Origin of the sequence: Aquibium carbonis (genome assembly GCF_003970795.1) — a bacterium.
In the GTDB taxonomy this organism is placed as follows: domain Bacteria; phylum Pseudomonadota; class Alphaproteobacteria; order Rhizobiales; family Rhizobiaceae; genus Aquibium; species Aquibium carbonis.
Genome location: NZ_RWKW01000047.1, coordinates 1 through 15,908, shown reverse-complemented (window position 1 = coordinate 15,908; position 15,908 = coordinate 1). Strand labels below are relative to the sequence as shown.

Annotated in this window: 18 protein-coding genes; all 18 read left to right on the top strand. The window is 66.8% G+C overall.

Going from position 1 to position 15,908, the window contains the following annotated elements; genetic code table 11:
- The first annotated feature begins 6 nt into the window (after positions 1 to 6).
- The 18 genes from fliI to EJC49_RS13425 all read left to right on the top strand — a co-directional run bounded on the left by fliI (position 7) and on the right by EJC49_RS13425 (position 15,801).
- A complete protein-coding gene (gene fliI, locus EJC49_RS13510; RefSeq protein ID WP_126700464.1) occupies positions 7 to 1,410 on the top strand; it encodes a flagellar protein export ATPase FliI in 1,404 nt (467 codons plus the stop codon).
- Complete coding sequence (locus EJC49_RS13505; RefSeq protein ID WP_126700463.1) at positions 1,403 to 2,017, top strand: hypothetical protein; 615 nt, start codon at positions 1,403 to 1,405, stop codon at positions 2,015 to 2,017. Before fliI ends, EJC49_RS13505 begins: the two co-directional genes overlap by 8 nt.
- Before the next feature lie 79 nt (positions 2,018 to 2,096).
- Positions 2,097 to 2,471 (top strand): flagellar basal body rod protein FlgB, encoded by a 375-nt coding sequence (gene flgB, locus EJC49_RS13500; RefSeq protein WP_126700462.1) that lies wholly within the window; start codon positions 2,097 to 2,099, stop codon positions 2,469 to 2,471.
- 2 nt (positions 2,472 to 2,473) lie between these two features.
- Positions 2,474 to 2,896, top strand: a complete 423-nt coding sequence (gene flgC / locus EJC49_RS13495; protein WP_425358815.1) for a flagellar basal body rod protein FlgC — start codon at positions 2,474 to 2,476, stop codon at positions 2,894 to 2,896.
- Complete coding sequence (fliE, locus tag EJC49_RS13490) at positions 2,896 to 3,213, top strand: flagellar hook-basal body complex protein FliE (protein ID WP_126700461.1); 318 nt, start codon at positions 2,896 to 2,898, stop codon at positions 3,211 to 3,213. Before flgC ends, fliE begins: the two co-directional genes overlap by 1 nt.
- Before the next feature lie 11 nt (positions 3,214 to 3,224).
- Positions 3,225 to 4,013, top strand: a complete 789-nt coding sequence (gene flgG / locus EJC49_RS13485) for a flagellar basal-body rod protein FlgG (protein ID WP_126700460.1) — start codon at positions 3,225 to 3,227, stop codon at positions 4,011 to 4,013.
- Positions 4,014 to 4,019: 6 nt separating this feature from the next.
- A complete protein-coding gene (gene flgA / locus EJC49_RS13480) occupies positions 4,020 to 4,478 on the top strand; it encodes a flagellar basal body P-ring formation chaperone FlgA (RefSeq protein WP_126700459.1) in 459 nt (152 codons plus the stop codon).
- Entirely contained in the window at positions 4,478 to 5,698 is a 1,221-nt protein-coding gene (locus EJC49_RS13475; RefSeq protein WP_126700458.1) for a flagellar basal body P-ring protein FlgI, read from the top strand. The genes flgA and EJC49_RS13475 overlap by 1 nt, the downstream gene beginning before the upstream one ends.
- An 11-nt stretch (positions 5,699 to 5,709) precedes the next feature.
- Positions 5,710 to 6,240 carry a MotE family protein gene (locus EJC49_RS13470; RefSeq protein ID WP_126700457.1) on the top strand — a complete coding sequence of 177 codons (531 nt, stop codon included), beginning with the start codon at positions 5,710 to 5,712 and terminating at the stop codon, positions 6,238 to 6,240.
- A complete protein-coding gene (flgH, locus tag EJC49_RS13465; RefSeq protein ID WP_126700456.1) occupies positions 6,237 to 6,941 on the top strand; it encodes a flagellar basal body L-ring protein FlgH in 705 nt (234 codons plus the stop codon). The genes EJC49_RS13470 and flgH overlap by 4 nt, the downstream gene beginning before the upstream one ends.
- Before the next feature lie 14 nt (positions 6,942 to 6,955).
- Positions 6,956 to 7,525 (top strand): flagellar basal body-associated FliL family protein, encoded by a 570-nt coding sequence (locus EJC49_RS13460; RefSeq protein WP_126700455.1) that lies wholly within the window; start codon positions 6,956 to 6,958, stop codon positions 7,523 to 7,525.
- Positions 7,522 to 8,259: a flagellar type III secretion system pore protein FliP gene (fliP, locus tag EJC49_RS13455; protein WP_126700454.1), complete on the top strand. Its 738-nt coding sequence runs from the start codon at positions 7,522 to 7,524 to the stop codon at positions 8,257 to 8,259. The genes EJC49_RS13460 and fliP overlap by 4 nt, the downstream gene beginning before the upstream one ends.
- Positions 8,260 to 8,478: 219 nt before the next feature.
- Positions 8,479 to 9,444, top strand: a complete 966-nt coding sequence (locus EJC49_RS13450; RefSeq protein WP_126700453.1) for a flagellin N-terminal helical domain-containing protein — start codon at positions 8,479 to 8,481, stop codon at positions 9,442 to 9,444.
- Between the two features lie 176 nt (positions 9,445 to 9,620).
- Positions 9,621 to 10,580 (top strand): flagellin N-terminal helical domain-containing protein, encoded by a 960-nt coding sequence (locus tag EJC49_RS13445; RefSeq protein WP_126700452.1) that lies wholly within the window; start codon positions 9,621 to 9,623, stop codon positions 10,578 to 10,580.
- Between the two features lie 135 nt (positions 10,581 to 10,715).
- The gene (fliF, locus tag EJC49_RS13440; RefSeq protein WP_126700451.1) at positions 10,716 to 12,425 is read left to right on the top strand and encodes a flagellar basal-body MS-ring/collar protein FliF; all 1,710 of its coding nucleotides are present in this window, start codon (positions 10,716 to 10,718) and stop codon (positions 12,423 to 12,425) included.
- A gap of 30 nt (positions 12,426 to 12,455) precedes the next feature.
- The gene (locus EJC49_RS13435) at positions 12,456 to 13,190 is read left to right on the top strand and encodes a hypothetical protein (protein WP_126700450.1); all 735 of its coding nucleotides are present in this window, start codon (positions 12,456 to 12,458) and stop codon (positions 13,188 to 13,190) included.
- Positions 13,187 to 14,509 (top strand): MotB family protein, encoded by a 1,323-nt coding sequence (locus EJC49_RS13430; RefSeq protein ID WP_126700449.1) that lies wholly within the window; start codon positions 13,187 to 13,189, stop codon positions 14,507 to 14,509. Before EJC49_RS13435 ends, EJC49_RS13430 begins: the two co-directional genes overlap by 4 nt.
- Positions 14,506 to 15,801, top strand: a complete 1,296-nt coding sequence (locus EJC49_RS13425) for a chemotaxis protein MotC (protein WP_126700448.1) — start codon at positions 14,506 to 14,508, stop codon at positions 15,799 to 15,801. The genes EJC49_RS13430 and EJC49_RS13425 overlap by 4 nt, the downstream gene beginning before the upstream one ends.
- The last annotated feature ends 107 nt before the right edge of the window (positions 15,802 to 15,908 follow it).

Sequence of the window (15,908 nt, the reverse complement as noted above, 5' to 3'; positions counted from 1 at the left end):
GGCCGCATGCTCGAGGAGGAGTACGCGCCAGCCACGCCGGGCCATCCGACCCAGCCGCAGCCGGCGGGCGGCGGATCCGCCTCGCTCGAACTGCTCGAGCGCATCTATCTCGAGGCGGGCACCGACAAGGAACTCCTGCGACGCGGCGGGCGCATCACGGAGGTGTCGCCGACACATTACCGGGTGCGCGGTCTCTCGGCGGCGGCGCGGCTCGGCGATGTCGTGGAGCACCACGGACGACCAGGCGTCAAGACCGGCGAGGTCGTCCAGATCACCGAACGCGACATTCTGGTGGCCCCCTTCGATCAGTCGGCGGACGCAGGCGTCGCCGATCCCGTCTACCTGCGCGGTCCGTTCCAGGTGTCGCCCGATGCGAGCTGGCGCGGCCGCGTCGTCGATGCGCTCGGCCGGCCGGTCGACGAGGGTTCGCCGCTCCGCAACGGCACAGACCTCGCGAATGGCATTCCGAACGCGCTGAAGCGCCAGCGCGTCGACCAGCCGTTCCAGACCGGCGTCAAGGTGATCGATCTCTTCACCCCGTTGTGCTTCGGCCAGCGCCTGGGCGTCTTCGCCGGGTCAGGCGTCGGCAAGTCGACCCTGCTCGCCATGCTGGCCGCCGCCCATGCGTTCGACACGGTCGTGGTGGCGCTCGTGGGAGAGCGCGGCCGCGAGGTGCGCGAATTTCTGGAAGACACGATCGGCGAACAGGCGATGAAGAAGACCATCGCCGTTGTCGCCACCAGCGACGAAAGCGCGATGATGCGCAAGCGCGCCTCCGGCACGGCCATGTCGGTGGCGGAATACTTCCGAGACCGCGGCGACCGCGTCCTGCTGGTGATCGATTCCATCACCCGTTTCGCGCATGCGTTGCGCGAGGTGGCGATCGGCGCCGGCGAACCACCGGTGGCGCGCGGCTATCCCGCCTCCGTCTTCACCGACATGCCGCGGCTCCTGGAACGCGCCGGTCCCGGCGCGACCGGCGCCGGCTCCATCACCGCCATCATCTCGGTGCTGGTCGACGGCGACGATCACAACGATCCGGTCGCCGATTCGGTGCGCGGCATCCTCGACGGTCACATCGTGCTCAGCCGCGGAATCGCCGAACAGGGCCGCTATCCGGCCGTCGATCCGCTGGCCTCCGTCTCGCGGCTGGCCAATCGGGCCTGGAACGACGGCGAACGCCTGCTCGTCACGCGGCTGCGCGCCCTGATCGGACGCTACGAGGAGACCCGCGACATCCGCCTGCTCGGCGGCTATCAGCAGGGTGCCGACCCCGACCTCGACGCCGCCGTGCGCCAGGTGCCCTTGATCTACGACGCGCTGGTGCAGTCGCCACAGGATGGTCCGGTCGCCGACCCCTTCGCCGAACTCGCGCGCCATCTGAAGAAACAGGAGAAGCCCGATGGCTGACTGGCGGTCCTGGTTCGGCCGTGCCTCGCGCGACCAGCCGATCCCTCCCTTGCCCGGCATGGACATCGCGCACGAGCCGCGCCAGCTGCGCTTCTGGCAGAAGAAGGACTTCAGCGTCACCGACGCGGTGCTCGTCGGCGTCGGCGTCGGCCTCGCCGCTGCCGCCGCGACCTTCCCCTGGTATGTCTTCATGCATCAGGACCAGTTCGGCTACGCCACCGTCCGGTTCGAGCAGACCCCGACGGGATCGGACCTGTCGGGGCCGTTCTACACGCCCCGCGTCCAGTGGCGTCCGTCCCCGGCGACCGCAGAGGATCTCGCGTCCCTCCCCCTCGACCACGTGGCGACCGGCACCGTCGTCGGCTCGGTCGAATTCGATGCTCCGGACCCGGGCCCGCAAACCCAGCCCTTTCCCGGGACGCCGCCGCGCTTCACGCTGGTCCACGTCGCCAATGGCCGCGCCATGATCAGCGACGCCAACGGCTTCTTCGTCGTCGAGCGCGGGTCCGTCCTGCCGGACAGTTCCCGCGTCCTGTCGATCGACAACGTCGACGGCAAATGGCGCCTCAAGACCAGCCGCGACCAGGTCGTCGAACTGGCCGAGTGACCGCAAGGCGGGCCTGCGGCCCCGCGCAAGTTCCACGCAAGACTGGCTCCCTATGATTCCCTTCAGAAGGGGAATCTTCATGCAGCCCGTCAGTCTCTTTGACCTCGCCTCCCAGCAAGCGCGCTGGCTGTCCGTGCGGCAGTCGGCGGTGGCCGGCAACGTTGCCAACATCAACACGCCCGGCTACCGCGCCGTCGACGTGCAGCCGTTCAAGGATCTCGTGGCCGACCGGTCGCTGACCGTCGCGTCGACCCAGCCTGGCCACATCTCGTTCGGGACGGCCGGCGGCGACTTCGGCATCCACGAGGATTCGTCGCCCGTCGTCTCGACGTCCGGCAATTCCGTGTCCGTGGAGGAAGAGCTCGTCAAGGCCGGCGAGGTTCGCCGCGGCATGGAACTGAACACCGCGGTCGTGAAGGCTTTCCATCGCATGGTCATGCTGGCTTCGAGGTAGAGATGACGATCGACCCCCTCGCCCTCTCCGTCGGCGTCGCGGCTTCGGGCCTCAAGGCCCAGTCCGAACGCCTGCGGATCGTGTCCGAAAACCTTGCCAACGCGCAGTCGACCGGCCGCACCCCCGGCGCCGATCCCTATCAGCGCAAGACCGTCTCCTTCGTTTCCGCCCTCGATCCAGACAGCGGCGGGACCTATGTCCGGATCAACGCCGTCGACAGGGACGCCTCGGCGTTTCCCGTCGAGTACGATCCGACCCACCAGGCCGCCGACGAGAACGGCTTCGTCAAGCTGCCCAACATCAACGTCCTGATCGAGATGGCCGACATGACGGAGGCCAACCGCTCCTACGAAGCCAATCTCCAGGTGGTGCGGCAGGCGCGCGAGCTCATCTCCATGACCATCGATCTGATGAGGGCACAGTGATGATCAGCGGTCTCGGTGCCCTCGACGCCCTGTCCGGCCCGCAGCGTTTCGGCGGCGCGACCGGCCCCCTCGCGGCTGCGCAGCCGTCCGTGTCCGCCAGTGACTTCTCCAGCGCGGTGGCCGAAGCGGCAAACCGCACGATCCACACGCTCAGCCAGGCCGAATCGGTTTCGATGACGGCGCTGGAAGGCGGCAACGTCCAGGCACGCGACGTGGTCGACGCCGTCATGAGCGCCGAACAGACGCTGCAGGCGGCGATTTCGATCCGCGACAAGATCGTCACCGCCTATCTCGAAGTCAGCCGTATGGCGATCTGAGGACCAGCACCATGAAAGCACTCGCCATCGCCGCCACCGGCATGAACGCCCAGCAGCTCAACCTGGAAGTCATCGCCAACAACATCGCCAACATCAACACCACCGGCTTCAAGCGGGCGCGGGCGGAGTTTTCCGACCTGCTCTACCAGACCGAGCGACTTCAGGGCGTCCCCAACCGGGCCGACCAGAGCATCGTCCCCGAAGGAGCAAGCATCGGCCTCGGCGTGAAGACCTCGGCGGTGCGCAACGTCCATCAGCAGGGCGCGCTCGCCGCGACCGGCAATCGATTCGACCTCGCGCTGACGGGCCCGGGCTGGTTCCAGATCGAGGGCGCCGACGGCGCCACGCTCTACAGCCGCTCCGGCGCCTTCAACACCAATGCCGAGGGCGAGCTCGTCACCATCGACGGCTTCAACGTGATCCCGGCGATCGTCGTCCCGCAGGAAACGGTGGAGGTCATCGTCAACAAGTCCGGCCAGGTCTTCGCTCGCGTCGATGGCCAGGCCGCCTTGCAGGATCTCGGCCAGCTGACGCTGGCGACCTTCGCCAACGAAGCCGGCCTCTCCCCGCTGGGCGACAACCTCTTCCGCGAAACCGAAGCCTCCGGCGCCGCCAATGTCGGCGTCCCCGGCGATCCGGGCTACGCGACGATCGAACAGGGATATCTCGAAAGCTCGAACGTCGATCCGGTCAAGGAGATCACCGACCTGATCTCCGCTCAACGCGCCTACGAGATGAACTCGAAGGTGATCAAGGCCGCCGACGAAATGGCCGGCGTCGTCTCGCAAAGCATCCGGTAGGGCCTCATGACGCGCGCGCTCCACATGATCGTCGCCGCCGCCCTGTTCGTGGGCGGGCTGGCCACCATGGCGTCGGCCGCCGACACGGCGATCATTCCAAAGCGCGTCATCTATCCGGGCGAGACCATCGACGCGGGGGCGCTGACGGAAGTGCAGCTGCGCAATCCGGCGCGGGTGACCACCGAGATCGCCTACGTGGCCGAGGACATCGAGGGCAAGGTGGCCAAGCGCACGCTCCTGCCAGGCCGCTTCATCCCGTTGAGCTCCGTCCGCGAGGCTTATGTCGTGGAGGCGGGTTCGCCGGTCGAGGTCAACTTCGCCCACAACGGGCTCCACATCACGACCATGGCGATCCCCCTTCAGCCCGGCTCCATCGGCGACATGATCCGCGTACGCAATGCCGACAGCGGCACCGTCTTCAGCGGCATCGTGCTGGCCAACGGCACCGTGAGGGTGGGCAACTGATGCTGCGCCTCCTGGCCCTGCGCGTCCTCGTCGCGACAGGCTTCGCGGTCGCGCCGGCGATCGCCGCCGATTTTCCGCCACGCCCCGTCGGCCAGAACCAGGCCGGCATCGGTCAGGACGTCAACTACCGCATCGAGATCGCCGCCGGGCCTTCGTCATTGCCGACGGTCGTCGGACCGGTCTCGCGCATCAAGGACATCGCCACGATCCAGACGGCGCGCGACAACCAGCTGATCGGCTACGGCCTGGTCATCGGCCTGCAGGGCAGCGGCGACGGGCTGCGCAACTCGCCGTTCACCGAACAGTCGATCCGCGCCATGCTGCAGAACCTCGGCATCGCCATGGAAGGCGGGCAGGCGCGGGCCCGCAACGTGGCGGCCGTCATCGTCACGGCGACGCTTCCGGCCTTCGTCCAGTCGGGCGCGCGCATCGACGTCAGCGTGTCCTCCCTCGGCGACGCAACCTCCTTGCAGGGCGGCACGCTCGTCATGACGCCGCTGCGTGCGCCCGACGGCGACATCTACGCCGTCGCCCAGGGCCCCGTCTTCATTTCCGGCTTCAGTGCGCAGGGGCAGGCCGAAACGCTGACCAAGGGCGTGCCGACCGCTGGCCGCATCCCCAACGGCGCCATCGTCGAACGCCAGATCGAGGCACGCTTCAACGACGACGAGGTGCTGACACTTCAGCTCCGCAATCCCGATTTCTCGACCGCCATCCGCGTCACCGACATCATCAACGACTACACGGCGAGCCGTTTCGGCAACAGGACCGCGAGCGAGCAGGATTCGCGCACCATCCTTGTGAAGCGGCCGGCCAGCGTCAGTGCCGCGCGCTTCGTCGCCGAGATCGAGAACCTGCTTGTCGCCACCGATACGCCCGCCCGCGTGGTGGTCGACGAACGGACCGGCACGATCGTCATCGGCCAGGATGTCAAGATCGCGCAGGTGGCGGTGAGCTACGGTCAGTTGACCGTGCGGATCACCGAGCAGCCGCAGGTCGTCCAGCCCGCGCCCTTCTCTCGCGGAGAAACCGCCACCGAGCCCTCGACCGTGATCGAGGCGGATCAGAGTGGCGGACAGGTCGCGATGCTGGACGGTCCCGACCTCCAGACGCTGGTGGCAGGGCTGAACCGCATCGGCGTCAAGCCGGACGGCATCATCGCCATCCTGCAGGGCATCAAGTCGGCCGGCGCGCTGCAGGCCGAACTGGTGTTCCAGTGAGCGCGCGCACCATGTCCGCCCCCGCCCGCCTGGCCCGGACCGCCGCCACCTTCCTTCTCGGCGCTTCGGCCGCCGCCGGCATCGGCATGGCGACGCTCGCCGCCACCGGCACGCTGGCCGCCGCGCAGAACCTGCCCGGTCAGGTCACCGACGAAATCCGCGAATTCTGCGCCAACATCGTCGATGCCGCGCGCGACCGCCGCTACGCCGTGCAGACCCGCGAACTCGACAATCTGCGCGCCGAGATCGACGAGCGCATCGCCGCGCTGGAGACGAAGCGGGCCGAATACGAGGAATGGCTCGCGCGCCGCAACGAGGTCATCAACCGCGCCGAAGACAGCGTCGTCGGCATCTATTCGCGCATGCGCCCGGACGCGGCCGCCGAGCGCATGTCGCAACTGGACGAGAACCTGGCCGCGGCCATCCTTCTCAAGCTGAACTCGCGCCAGGCCGGCATCATCCTGAACGAGATGGACAGCCGGTCGGCCGCGCGGCTGACCAGCATCATCGCCGACGTCGCGAAATCCGAGGATCCGACATGAACCGCTCATTCGTCATCATACTCGGCTGCCTGATGCTCGGCGGTTGCGCCGGAGAACTGCGGGAAGTCGGCCGCGCGCCCGCCCTGTCGCCGGTGGGATCGGGCCTCGAATCCGCCGCCGTGACCGCTCACGCCTATCCGGAGCCGCCCTCGAGGCCTGTCAAGCGCTTCTCGCTGTGGAACGACGAGCAGAGCCAGCTCTTCAAGGACGCCCGCGCCCTGACGGTCGGCGACATCATGACCGTGAACATCTCGATCAACGACAAGGCGACGCTGAACAACGATTCCAACCGGTCGCGGACGACCAGCCGCAAGTTCGGGGTGAACGGCGCCTTCGAATGGGATGGCATCGGCACGGGCGGATCGAGCGACCTCGACCTGTCGTCGAAGTCCAACAGCGCCGGTTCGGGTGCGACGGCGCGCTCGGAAAACATCCGCCTCCAGGTCGCCGCCGTCGTCACCGACGTGCTGCCGAACGGCAACCTCGTCATCCGGGGCTCCCAGGAGGTGCGTGTCAACTACGAGATGCGCATCCTCACCATCGCCGGCATCGTGCGGCCGGCCGACATCGGCGCGCAGAACTCGATCAACTACGAGCGCATCGCCGAAGCCCGCATCTCCTACGGCGGGCGCGGCCGGATCACCGAGGTCCAGCAGCCGCCGATCGGTCAGCAGATCGTCGACCTCGTCTCGCCGTTCTGAGAGGAACCATCGCATTGGCCGCCGACGGAACGGACAGCACGCAGAAGAAGGGGCCGTCGACGGTCGTTCAGGCCGTGGTGCTGCTCGTGCTGACCGTCGCCGCAGCGGGCGGCGGCTGGTTTTCGGGCCTCACGCTTCACTCCGACCAGAGTGGCAACGACCTCACCGAGACGATGAAGATCCAGGTCGATCCGCTGCCCGGTTCGGTGGAGGCCGAGGAAGCGGCGCGCGCCAGCGCTTCGGGCTCCAATGGCGGACAGGACGGCGTCGCAAGGGACGAGAACGGCAACATCCTGCTGATCCCCCGCCTCGTGCCGCTGGAGCCGGTCACCACCAATCTCGCCGCGCCGCGCGACATCTGGGTGCGCATGGAACTGGCGATCGTCTTCACCGCGCCCCCGCCCCCGCAGCTGGTGCGTTCGATCCATGAGGACATCCTCGCCTACATGCGGACAGTCACCCTGCAGCAGGTCCAGGGCGCCAGCGGCTTTCGCCACCTCAAGACCGACCTCGAGGAACGGGCGCGCATCCGCAGCGACGGTCTCGCCACGCAGCTCATGATCAGGACGCTGCTGTTCGAATGAGACGCGCCGCGCTCAGCTTCCTTTTCCTGCTGGGAACCGCGGTTGCGGCCAGGGCCCAGCAGCTCGGCCTCGGCCCGATCGGCGAGCAGCTCACCGGCGAGACGATCGGCTACGTCATCCAGCTCGTCGGCCTGCTGACCGTGCTGTCGATCGCGCCGGGCCTGCTGATCATGGTGACGAGCTTCACCCGCTTCATCATCGCCTTCTCGATCCTGCGCGCCGGCATCGGCCTCCAGACGACGCCGGCCAACCTGATCCTGATCAGCCTTGCCTTGTTCATGACCTTCTACGTGATGGCGCCGACGTTCGACCAGGCGTGGAACAACGGCGTCAGGCCGCTGGTCGCCAACGAGATCACCGAGGAGGAGGCGCTCGACCGCATCAGCGATCCGTTCCGCACCTTCATGCTGAACAACGTCCGCGAGCAGGATTTCGCCCTCTTCGCCGACCTTGCGCGCGAACGGGGCCAGACCGTCGTCACCGGCGACAAGGTGGACCTGCGCATCCTGGTGCCGGCCTTCATGATTTCCGAGATCCGCCGCGGCTTCGAGATCGGCTTCCTGATCGTCCTGCCCTTTCTCGTCATCGACCTCGTGGTCGCCACGGTGACCATGGCCATGGGCATGATGATGCTGCCGCCGACCGTGATCTCGCTCCCGTTCAAGATCCTGTTCTTCGTTCTGATCGACGGCTGGAACCTGCTCGTGGGCAGTCTCGTCCGCTCCTTCAACTGACGCCCCGGCCCGGGCGCCGTTAAGGTTTCGTTGACACATTATTCCGAATCCGGCCCGCAAGTTATCGGTTTGGTAAATTTTCCCTGCCAGAACATGATTAACAGAGCGGGCCGGTGGGCGAACAAGAGCCAGACCGGAAGGCATGACGCCGTGCCGTTCTACCGGTAAGTCCGGTATGTCCCTGTTTTTTGTTGCGTGAGTGAGTAGGGGACATTTCCCATGGCGAGTAGTATTCTGACCAACGCGTCGGCGATGACGGCGCTCAAATCCCTCAATATGACGAACAAGGCGCTGGAAACGACGCAGACCCGCATCTCCACCGGGTACAAGGTCGGTGAAGCCAGCGACAACGCCGCCTACTGGTCGATCGCAACGACGATGCGCTCGGACAACAAGGCCCTCTCCACCGTGAAGGACGCTCTTGGCCTCGGCATGGCCAAGGTCGACACCGCCTACACCGGCATGAACGCCGCCATCGACGTCGTCGACGAGATCAAGACCAAGCTCGTCGCCGCGAGCGAGCCGGGCGTCGATCAGCTCAAGATCGACAAGGAGCTGTCCGCTCTCAAGGAACAGCTCATCTCGATCACCTCCTCGGCTTCGTTCTCCGGCGAGAACTGGCTTGCCAATGACGGCGCCGTCGGCACCAAGTCGATCGTCGGCTCCTTCACCCGCGATTCCGCGGGCTTCGTTTCCATCGGCACGCTCGACGTCGACGTCAATGCGATCACACTGACGTCGTCGGACGATGCGGCCAATGGCATCCTGACCAAGGACATCGATGCCGACGCACTCCAGGCCAACCCGACCGGCACCGCGGACAACTACTTCCTGCTCAACACGGGTTCGACGACGGCTGCCACCGGCACCGAGATCACACTGACGGGAACCAACACCGGTGAAGAGATCTCGGCGATGGTGCGGGCGGTGGACTCCATCCTCACCCAGCTGACCGACGCGGCCGCCGATCTCGGTGCTTCCAAGAAGCGCATCGACATGCAGAACACCTTCGTCTCCAATCTCATGGACACGATCGACAAGGGCGTCGGCGGGCTGGTGGATGCTGACATGAGCGCGGAATCGACGCGTCTGCAGGCTCTCCAGGTGCAGCAGCAGCTGGGAATTCAGTCGCTGTCGATCGCCAACGGCAACTCGCAGCAGATTCTGTCCCTGTTCCGCGGGTAAGGCTTTCTTAACTAAGCGACTTAACTGGAAAACAATGTCCCGGCGGTACAACGCTGGGACATTGTCGTTTCAGGACGGATCGCTTGCCCCGCTGGGGTGCCCGATAGGCATGACGCCGCCCCGTCTTACCGGTCCAGCCCGGTATGTCGTGTACAAGCGTTAGTAAGGGGACACCCATGGCAAGCATCAACACAAACGTCCAGGCAATGACGGCCCTCAAGGCCCTCAATGCCACCAACAAGGCGTTGGAATCCACTCAGACCCGCATTTCGACCGGCTTCAAGGTCGGCGAAGCCAGCGACAACGCCGCCTACTGGTCGATCGCGACCACGATGCGTTCGGACAACAAGGCGCTGGGGACCGTCAAGGACGCGCTGGGTCTGGGCCAGGCGAAGATCGATACGGCCTACACCGGCATGAACGCCGCGATCGAGGTCGTCGACGAGATCAAGACCAAGCTCGTTGCCGCCAGCGAGCCGGGCGTCGACCAGTCGAAGATCAACAAGGAAATCACCGCCCTCAAGGATCAGCTGGTCTCCATCACCTCTTCGGCTTCGTTCTCGGGCGAGAACTGGCTTGCGAACGACGGCGCCGTCGGCACCAAGTCGATCGTCGGCTCCTTCACCCGCGATGCCTCGGGCTTCGTCTCCATCGGCACGCTCGACGTGGACGTCAACGCCGTCACGCTGACCTCGTCGGACGACGCGGCCAACGGCATCCTGACCAAGGACATCGACGCCGACGCGCTGCAGGCCGACCCGACCGGCACCGCCGACAACTACTTCCTGCTCAACACCAGCTCGACGACGGCTGCCACCGGCACCGAGATCGCGCTGACCGGCACGAACACCAAGGAAGAGATCGGCGCGATGGTTCGCGCCGTGGACTCCATCCTCAGCCAGATGACGGATGCCGCCGCCGACCTCGGCGCCGCCAAGAAGCGCGTCAGCCTGCAGAACGAGTTCGTCACCAACCTGTCGGACACGATCAGCAAGGGCGTCGGCACGTTGGTCGATGCCGACATGAGCCAGGAATCAACCCGCCTGCAGGCACTCCAGGTGCAGCAGCAGCTGGGCATCCAGGCGCTGTCGATCGCCAACGGCAATTCGCAGACGATCCTGTCGCTCTTCCGCTAAGGGTTTCGGCGAAGCCCGGGCAACCGGGCAACGCACCTCCAGTCGGGTCGTCGCGTTCGCGCGGCGGCCCGATATCATTTTCGCGCAAGCTTCAGCATCTAGGTTCGGAACCCTGCAATTCGGGGACCGTGGCCTGTGCCGGAACAGATTCAGAAAATCGCCGACAACCTCCTGTCGCTGGGGCCCAGGAAGCTCGCCATCATGGGCGGCATCCTGGCCACGGTGGTGCTGACGATCCTCATCGGCGCGATCTACCTGAACAGGCCGGCCACCGAGACGCTGTACATCGGCCTCGACCGCAACGACGTTTCCAAGATCGGCGTCGTCCTGTCGGAGTCCGGCATCTCCTACGACGTCGGGTCGGATGGCACGAGCGTCATGGTCGCCACGGGCTTCACCGGCCGCGCGCGGATGATCCTCGCCGACAAGGGGCTGCCCAGCAGCTCCAATGCCGGCTACGAGCTGTTCGACAAGGTCGGCTCGCTCGGCCTCACCTCCTTCATGCAGGAAGTGACCCGCGTGCGGGCGCTGGAGGGCGAGATCGCCCGCACCATCCAGTCGATTGCCGGGATCAAGACGGCGCGCGTCCACATCGTCATGTCGCAGCAGGCAAGCTTCCGCCGCGAGGAGCAGCAGCCGACCGCCTCGGTCGTCATCCGGTCGGGCGGCGTGGACGAGATCAGGACCGCCAACTCGATCCGTCACCTCGTGGCGGCCGCCGTTCCGGGCCTGACGTCGGACAATGTGACCGTGCTCGACACCAATGGCGCGCTTCTGGCGACCGGCGACGATCCATCCAACAGCTCCATCAACCGTTCGATGAGCATCGAACGAACGGTGGAGAGCCAGGTCGCCGACAACATCTACCGCGCGCTGGCGCCCTTCCTCGGGCGCGACAACTTCCGCGCCAGCGTCAAGGCCGTCGTCAACACGGACGCGCGCCAGATCGAGGAGACGATCTTCGATCCCGATTCGCGGGTCGAGCGGTCGATCCGCACCATCCGCGAGAACAACACGTCAAACGAGACCGGCGCCGCCACGCCGGTGGGCGTGGACCAGAACATCCCCGATCAGGGCGGCGCGGCCGGCCAGAACCCGACCTCGGCAGAGGAGCGCGAGCGCCGCGAAGAAATCACCAATTACGAGGTGAACTCGAAGCGGATCGCCACGACCAGCAACGGTTACCAGATCTCAAGGCTGTCGATCGCCGTGGTGGTCAACCGCGACCAGATCGCCGCCGCCCTCGGCGCCGGCGCGACGGCCGACCAGCTCCAGGCCCGCGTGGCCGAGATCGAGAACGTGGTCGCGACCGCGGTCGGCCTCGACGGCGATCGCGGCGACAAGGTTTCCGTCACCGCGCTCTCCTTCGTCGAGGAAGCCGCCGCGGAGGGACTGGAGTCGCCCGGCATTCTGGAGGCGGCCAGCCAGTACACCGGATCGATGATCAATGCGCTGGCCTTCGTCATCGTCGCCTTCCTGGTCTCCTGGTTCGGCCTTCGCCCGCTGGCGGCCGCGCTGACGAAGAGCGAAAGCGTGGCCGGTTCCGACTTCGGAGACCTGCAACTGCCCTTCGATTCCCCGCTCAACAACATGGCCTTGCCCGACCCGCTGGCCGGGATGGGCGGGAACGATGGCGGCGGCTTCCCCGGCCTGGCCGGGATGGGCGGCATGGGTGGGATGGGCATGGGCATGGGCATGCCCAGCGAAAGCGACGTCATGGAGGAGCTGAAGATGCGGCTGCGTCCGGCCCCGCAGGAACGGTTGGCGCATATGGTCGAACTGAACGAGGAACGCACGGCCGCGATCCTGCGCAAGTGGGTCGGCGGCGAGGCGATGGCAGGCTAGAATGGTTCCGTCTGACTGGACATCGCTCTGATGCCGACGCTGGCCGATCTTCTGGTCGACTTCGGCAAGCCGAAGCCGCGGCCGGCCGCTTTCGGCGACGCCGCGTCCGCCGGCATGCAGATGCCGGCCTTTGCGTTTTCCGGACCGGCGGGCGACGAAGCCCCGGGCTTCGACGACATGCCCGGCATGCCCTTCGATCTTGCCGATACGGCCTTCGACCCGTCCGAAGTCGCGTTCGAGGCCCCTACCCCGCCACCCGACATCGACGCCATCGTCGCCGAAGCGGTGGCCAGCGCGGAAGCGTCGCTGGCCGAAAGGCTGGAGGCGGAGTTCGCCGAACGGCTGGACGCCCGTGACAAGGCCCATGCCGAGGAACTGGAGCGCCTGCAGCGCGAGGCGGGGGAAGCCACCGGCATGCGCATCGCCGACGAGTTCGCCGCCCTCGAGAAGCGCCTGAGCGCCTGCACGTCCGACGTCGTCGCCCGTCTCCTGGCGCCCGTTCTGACCGAGGATCTGCAGCGCAAGGCAGTCGCCAGCCTCGTCGCCGTCATCGACGCCGCGATCCGCGATTCCGGCGCCGTCCGCATCCGCGTGCGGGGACCGCTCTCCCTGTTCGAGATGCTGGAGGCCCGGCTCGGCGAACATTCCGGCCGCGTCGAGTTCACCGAGACGCAGGACTTCGACCTGCAGGTCGCCGTCGACGAGAGCCTTTACGAAACGCGTCTGTCCGACTGGTCGCAATCTCTCGCCGGGGCGTTCCCATGAGCATCTCCGATCCGGATCGTCACGTCGAAGAGATCATCATCGTCAGACGCCACGGCGACGACCACGACGGCCATCACGGCGGCGTCTGGAAGATCGCCTTCGCCGACTTCATGACGGCATTGATGTGCTTCTTTCTGGTGATGTGGCTGATCAACGCCGCCAACGAGGAGACGAAGGTCTCCGTTGCCAGCTACTTCAACCCGATCAAGCTGACCGATCGCAACGCCAGCCGGCGTGGGCTGGACGAGGCGGGTGCAGGCCCCGAATCCCAGGATGGGTCGAGCGAGAAGCCCGACGAGCAGAGCACGGCCAACGACGCCAAGGGACCGGCGAGCGCCGGCCAGGGCCAGGAAATGAGCTCCAAGGCCGGCGAAAAGGTCGAGCTGCAGACGGACGAGAACCTGTTCACCGACCCCTATGCCGTGCTGGCCGAGATCGCGGCGGAGACGGGCGAACTGCAGAACCTCAGCGAAAAAGGCGACGGCGGCGCCGGCCAGTCTGGTGCGGCCACCGGCGCTTCCGGCGGCGAGTCCTTCCGCGATCCCTTCGCGCCCGACTTCTGGTCCAAGCAGGTCGAGCAGGATCAGCCCGGCGAGCCGGACCTGTTCGAACAGCCGAAGGTGCCGAACCCGGCGGAGGGCGCGGACCCGCGCAGCGGTCTCGTCGCCGTGGCGCCCGACGACGACCCCTTCGCCGCGGACGTCTTCACCGATCCGGACAAGGTCGTGAAGCGTGCCGCCGCGGCCGACCAGGGCGAGGCCGACGATGGCCAGGGCAGGAAGCCGGGCGGCAAGGCGGATGCCGGCGAGACCGGCGGCGAGAAGCTTGCGGCCGGCGAGCCCGGCATCGATCCCGCCGCCGCCCGGATCGCGGAAGAGATCAAGGCGGAACTGGCCGAGGCGTTCGGCGCCAGCGAGAAGATCACCGAAGGCATCACCGTGACGCCGACGGAGCGCGGGGTGATGATCTCGCTGACCGACCAGCTCGACTACGGCATGTTCGAGATCGGCTCGGCGGTGCCGCGCCGCGATCTCGTGCTGGCGATGGAAAAGGTGGCGGGGATCCTCAACGGCAAGCCCGGCGCCATCATCATCAACGGGCACACCGACGCGCGCCCGTTCCGCAACGACAAATACGACAACTGGCGGCTTTCCAGCGCCCGCGCCCACACCGCCTATTACATGCTCGTGCGCGGCGGGCTGGAGGAGAAACGCGTTCGCGAGGTTGCCGGCTATGCCGATCGCAAGCTCAAGAGCGTGGACGATCCCTATTCCGATACCAACCGTCGCATCGAGATCCTGCTGGAGACGAGGGGATGAACTGGCGGGCGCGCGCCGCTTCGGTGCTGCTTTGTGCCTGCCTGCCCATGGCCGCGCAGGCGGCCGACGACATCGCGCCCTACAAGATGGTCCGCTCGCTCCAGATCGTGCAGGACCAGATCGCCAATGGCGATCATGCGTCCCTGCCGATGCAGCAGAAGCTGCTGGAACTAACCGACGCCCGCTTCCGCAGCGCCCGCAAGGAGGATTTCGACGACCCGCGCAATCTCTCCGCCCTGCTCGTCTGGGCCATGAGCGGTGGCAACCCGACCACCGTCGAGGTGTCGCTGTCGCGCCTTGATCTGCAAGGCGACGACGCGGTCGTCGGCCGGGGCGTACTGGCCTACATGCGCGGCCAGCTGGTCCGGGCCGGCGAAATTCTCGATCCCATCGACCCGATGGCCCGCCGCGACGACACCGGCGCCTTCATCGCGCTGGTCAAGGGCTCGATCATCGGCGGAAAGGCCCCGGCGGCAGCGCTCAAGCTGATGGACCAGGCGCGGCTTCTGGCGCCGGGAACGCTGGTCGAGGAAGCGGCGCTGCGACGCTCGATGCCGCTGGTCCTCACCATGCGCCGGCCCGAGCGTTTCCTGCGGCTCGCCGAGCAGTACACGCGCCGGTTCCTGCGCTCGCCCTATGCCAGCGAGTTCGCCGACGCCTTCGTGGAGGGTCTCGTCACCTTCCACGACGACATCAACGAAAAGCAGATCGACACCATCGTCTCGCTGATGACGCCCGCGCAGCAGGAGGCGATCTATCTGCGCCTTGCGCGCCGCAGCACGATCAAGGGCCAGATCGACCGTTCGGCTTTCGCCTCTGAAAAGGCCCGCAAGACCATGCAGGGCACCGAGCAGGGGGCCGACCCGCGCGCCATGCTCTACAAGGCGATCTCCTCCATCACCTCGGAAAACATCGAGGAAGTGCTGGAACGGCTGAAGGACGTCGATCCGGGCGAATTGTCGCCCCGCGATCGTCGCCTGCTTCTGGCCGCCCGGGCGATCGCGACGGAAGTGCTGGCGCCGCCGGACCCGCCGCAGCAGCCGGTTGGTCGCGACGTTCCGGCGGCCGACGAGACCGACGTCACCGACGCCGTTGCCGAAACCGATGCCGAACGGGGCGCGGATCAGCCCGAGCCGCCCCAGGCAGGTGCCCTTCCCGCGGGGCTGAAGGAACTGGCGGCCGAAGGCGGCGGCGTCGCGGCGGATCAGGTCCTTTCGAACGAACTCATGACCTCGGTCCGATCGAAGCTCGACGAGGTGGACCGTCTTCTTTCCGGGAAAAAGCCCAAATGATCGACCTAGCAACCTTGCCCGTGGCCCCGGCGGGAGGCCAGGCGGGCGGCGGCCGTGGCGCGCGCGACGGCGCGCCGGGCTTTGCCGATCTCGTTGCGCGGCAAGCC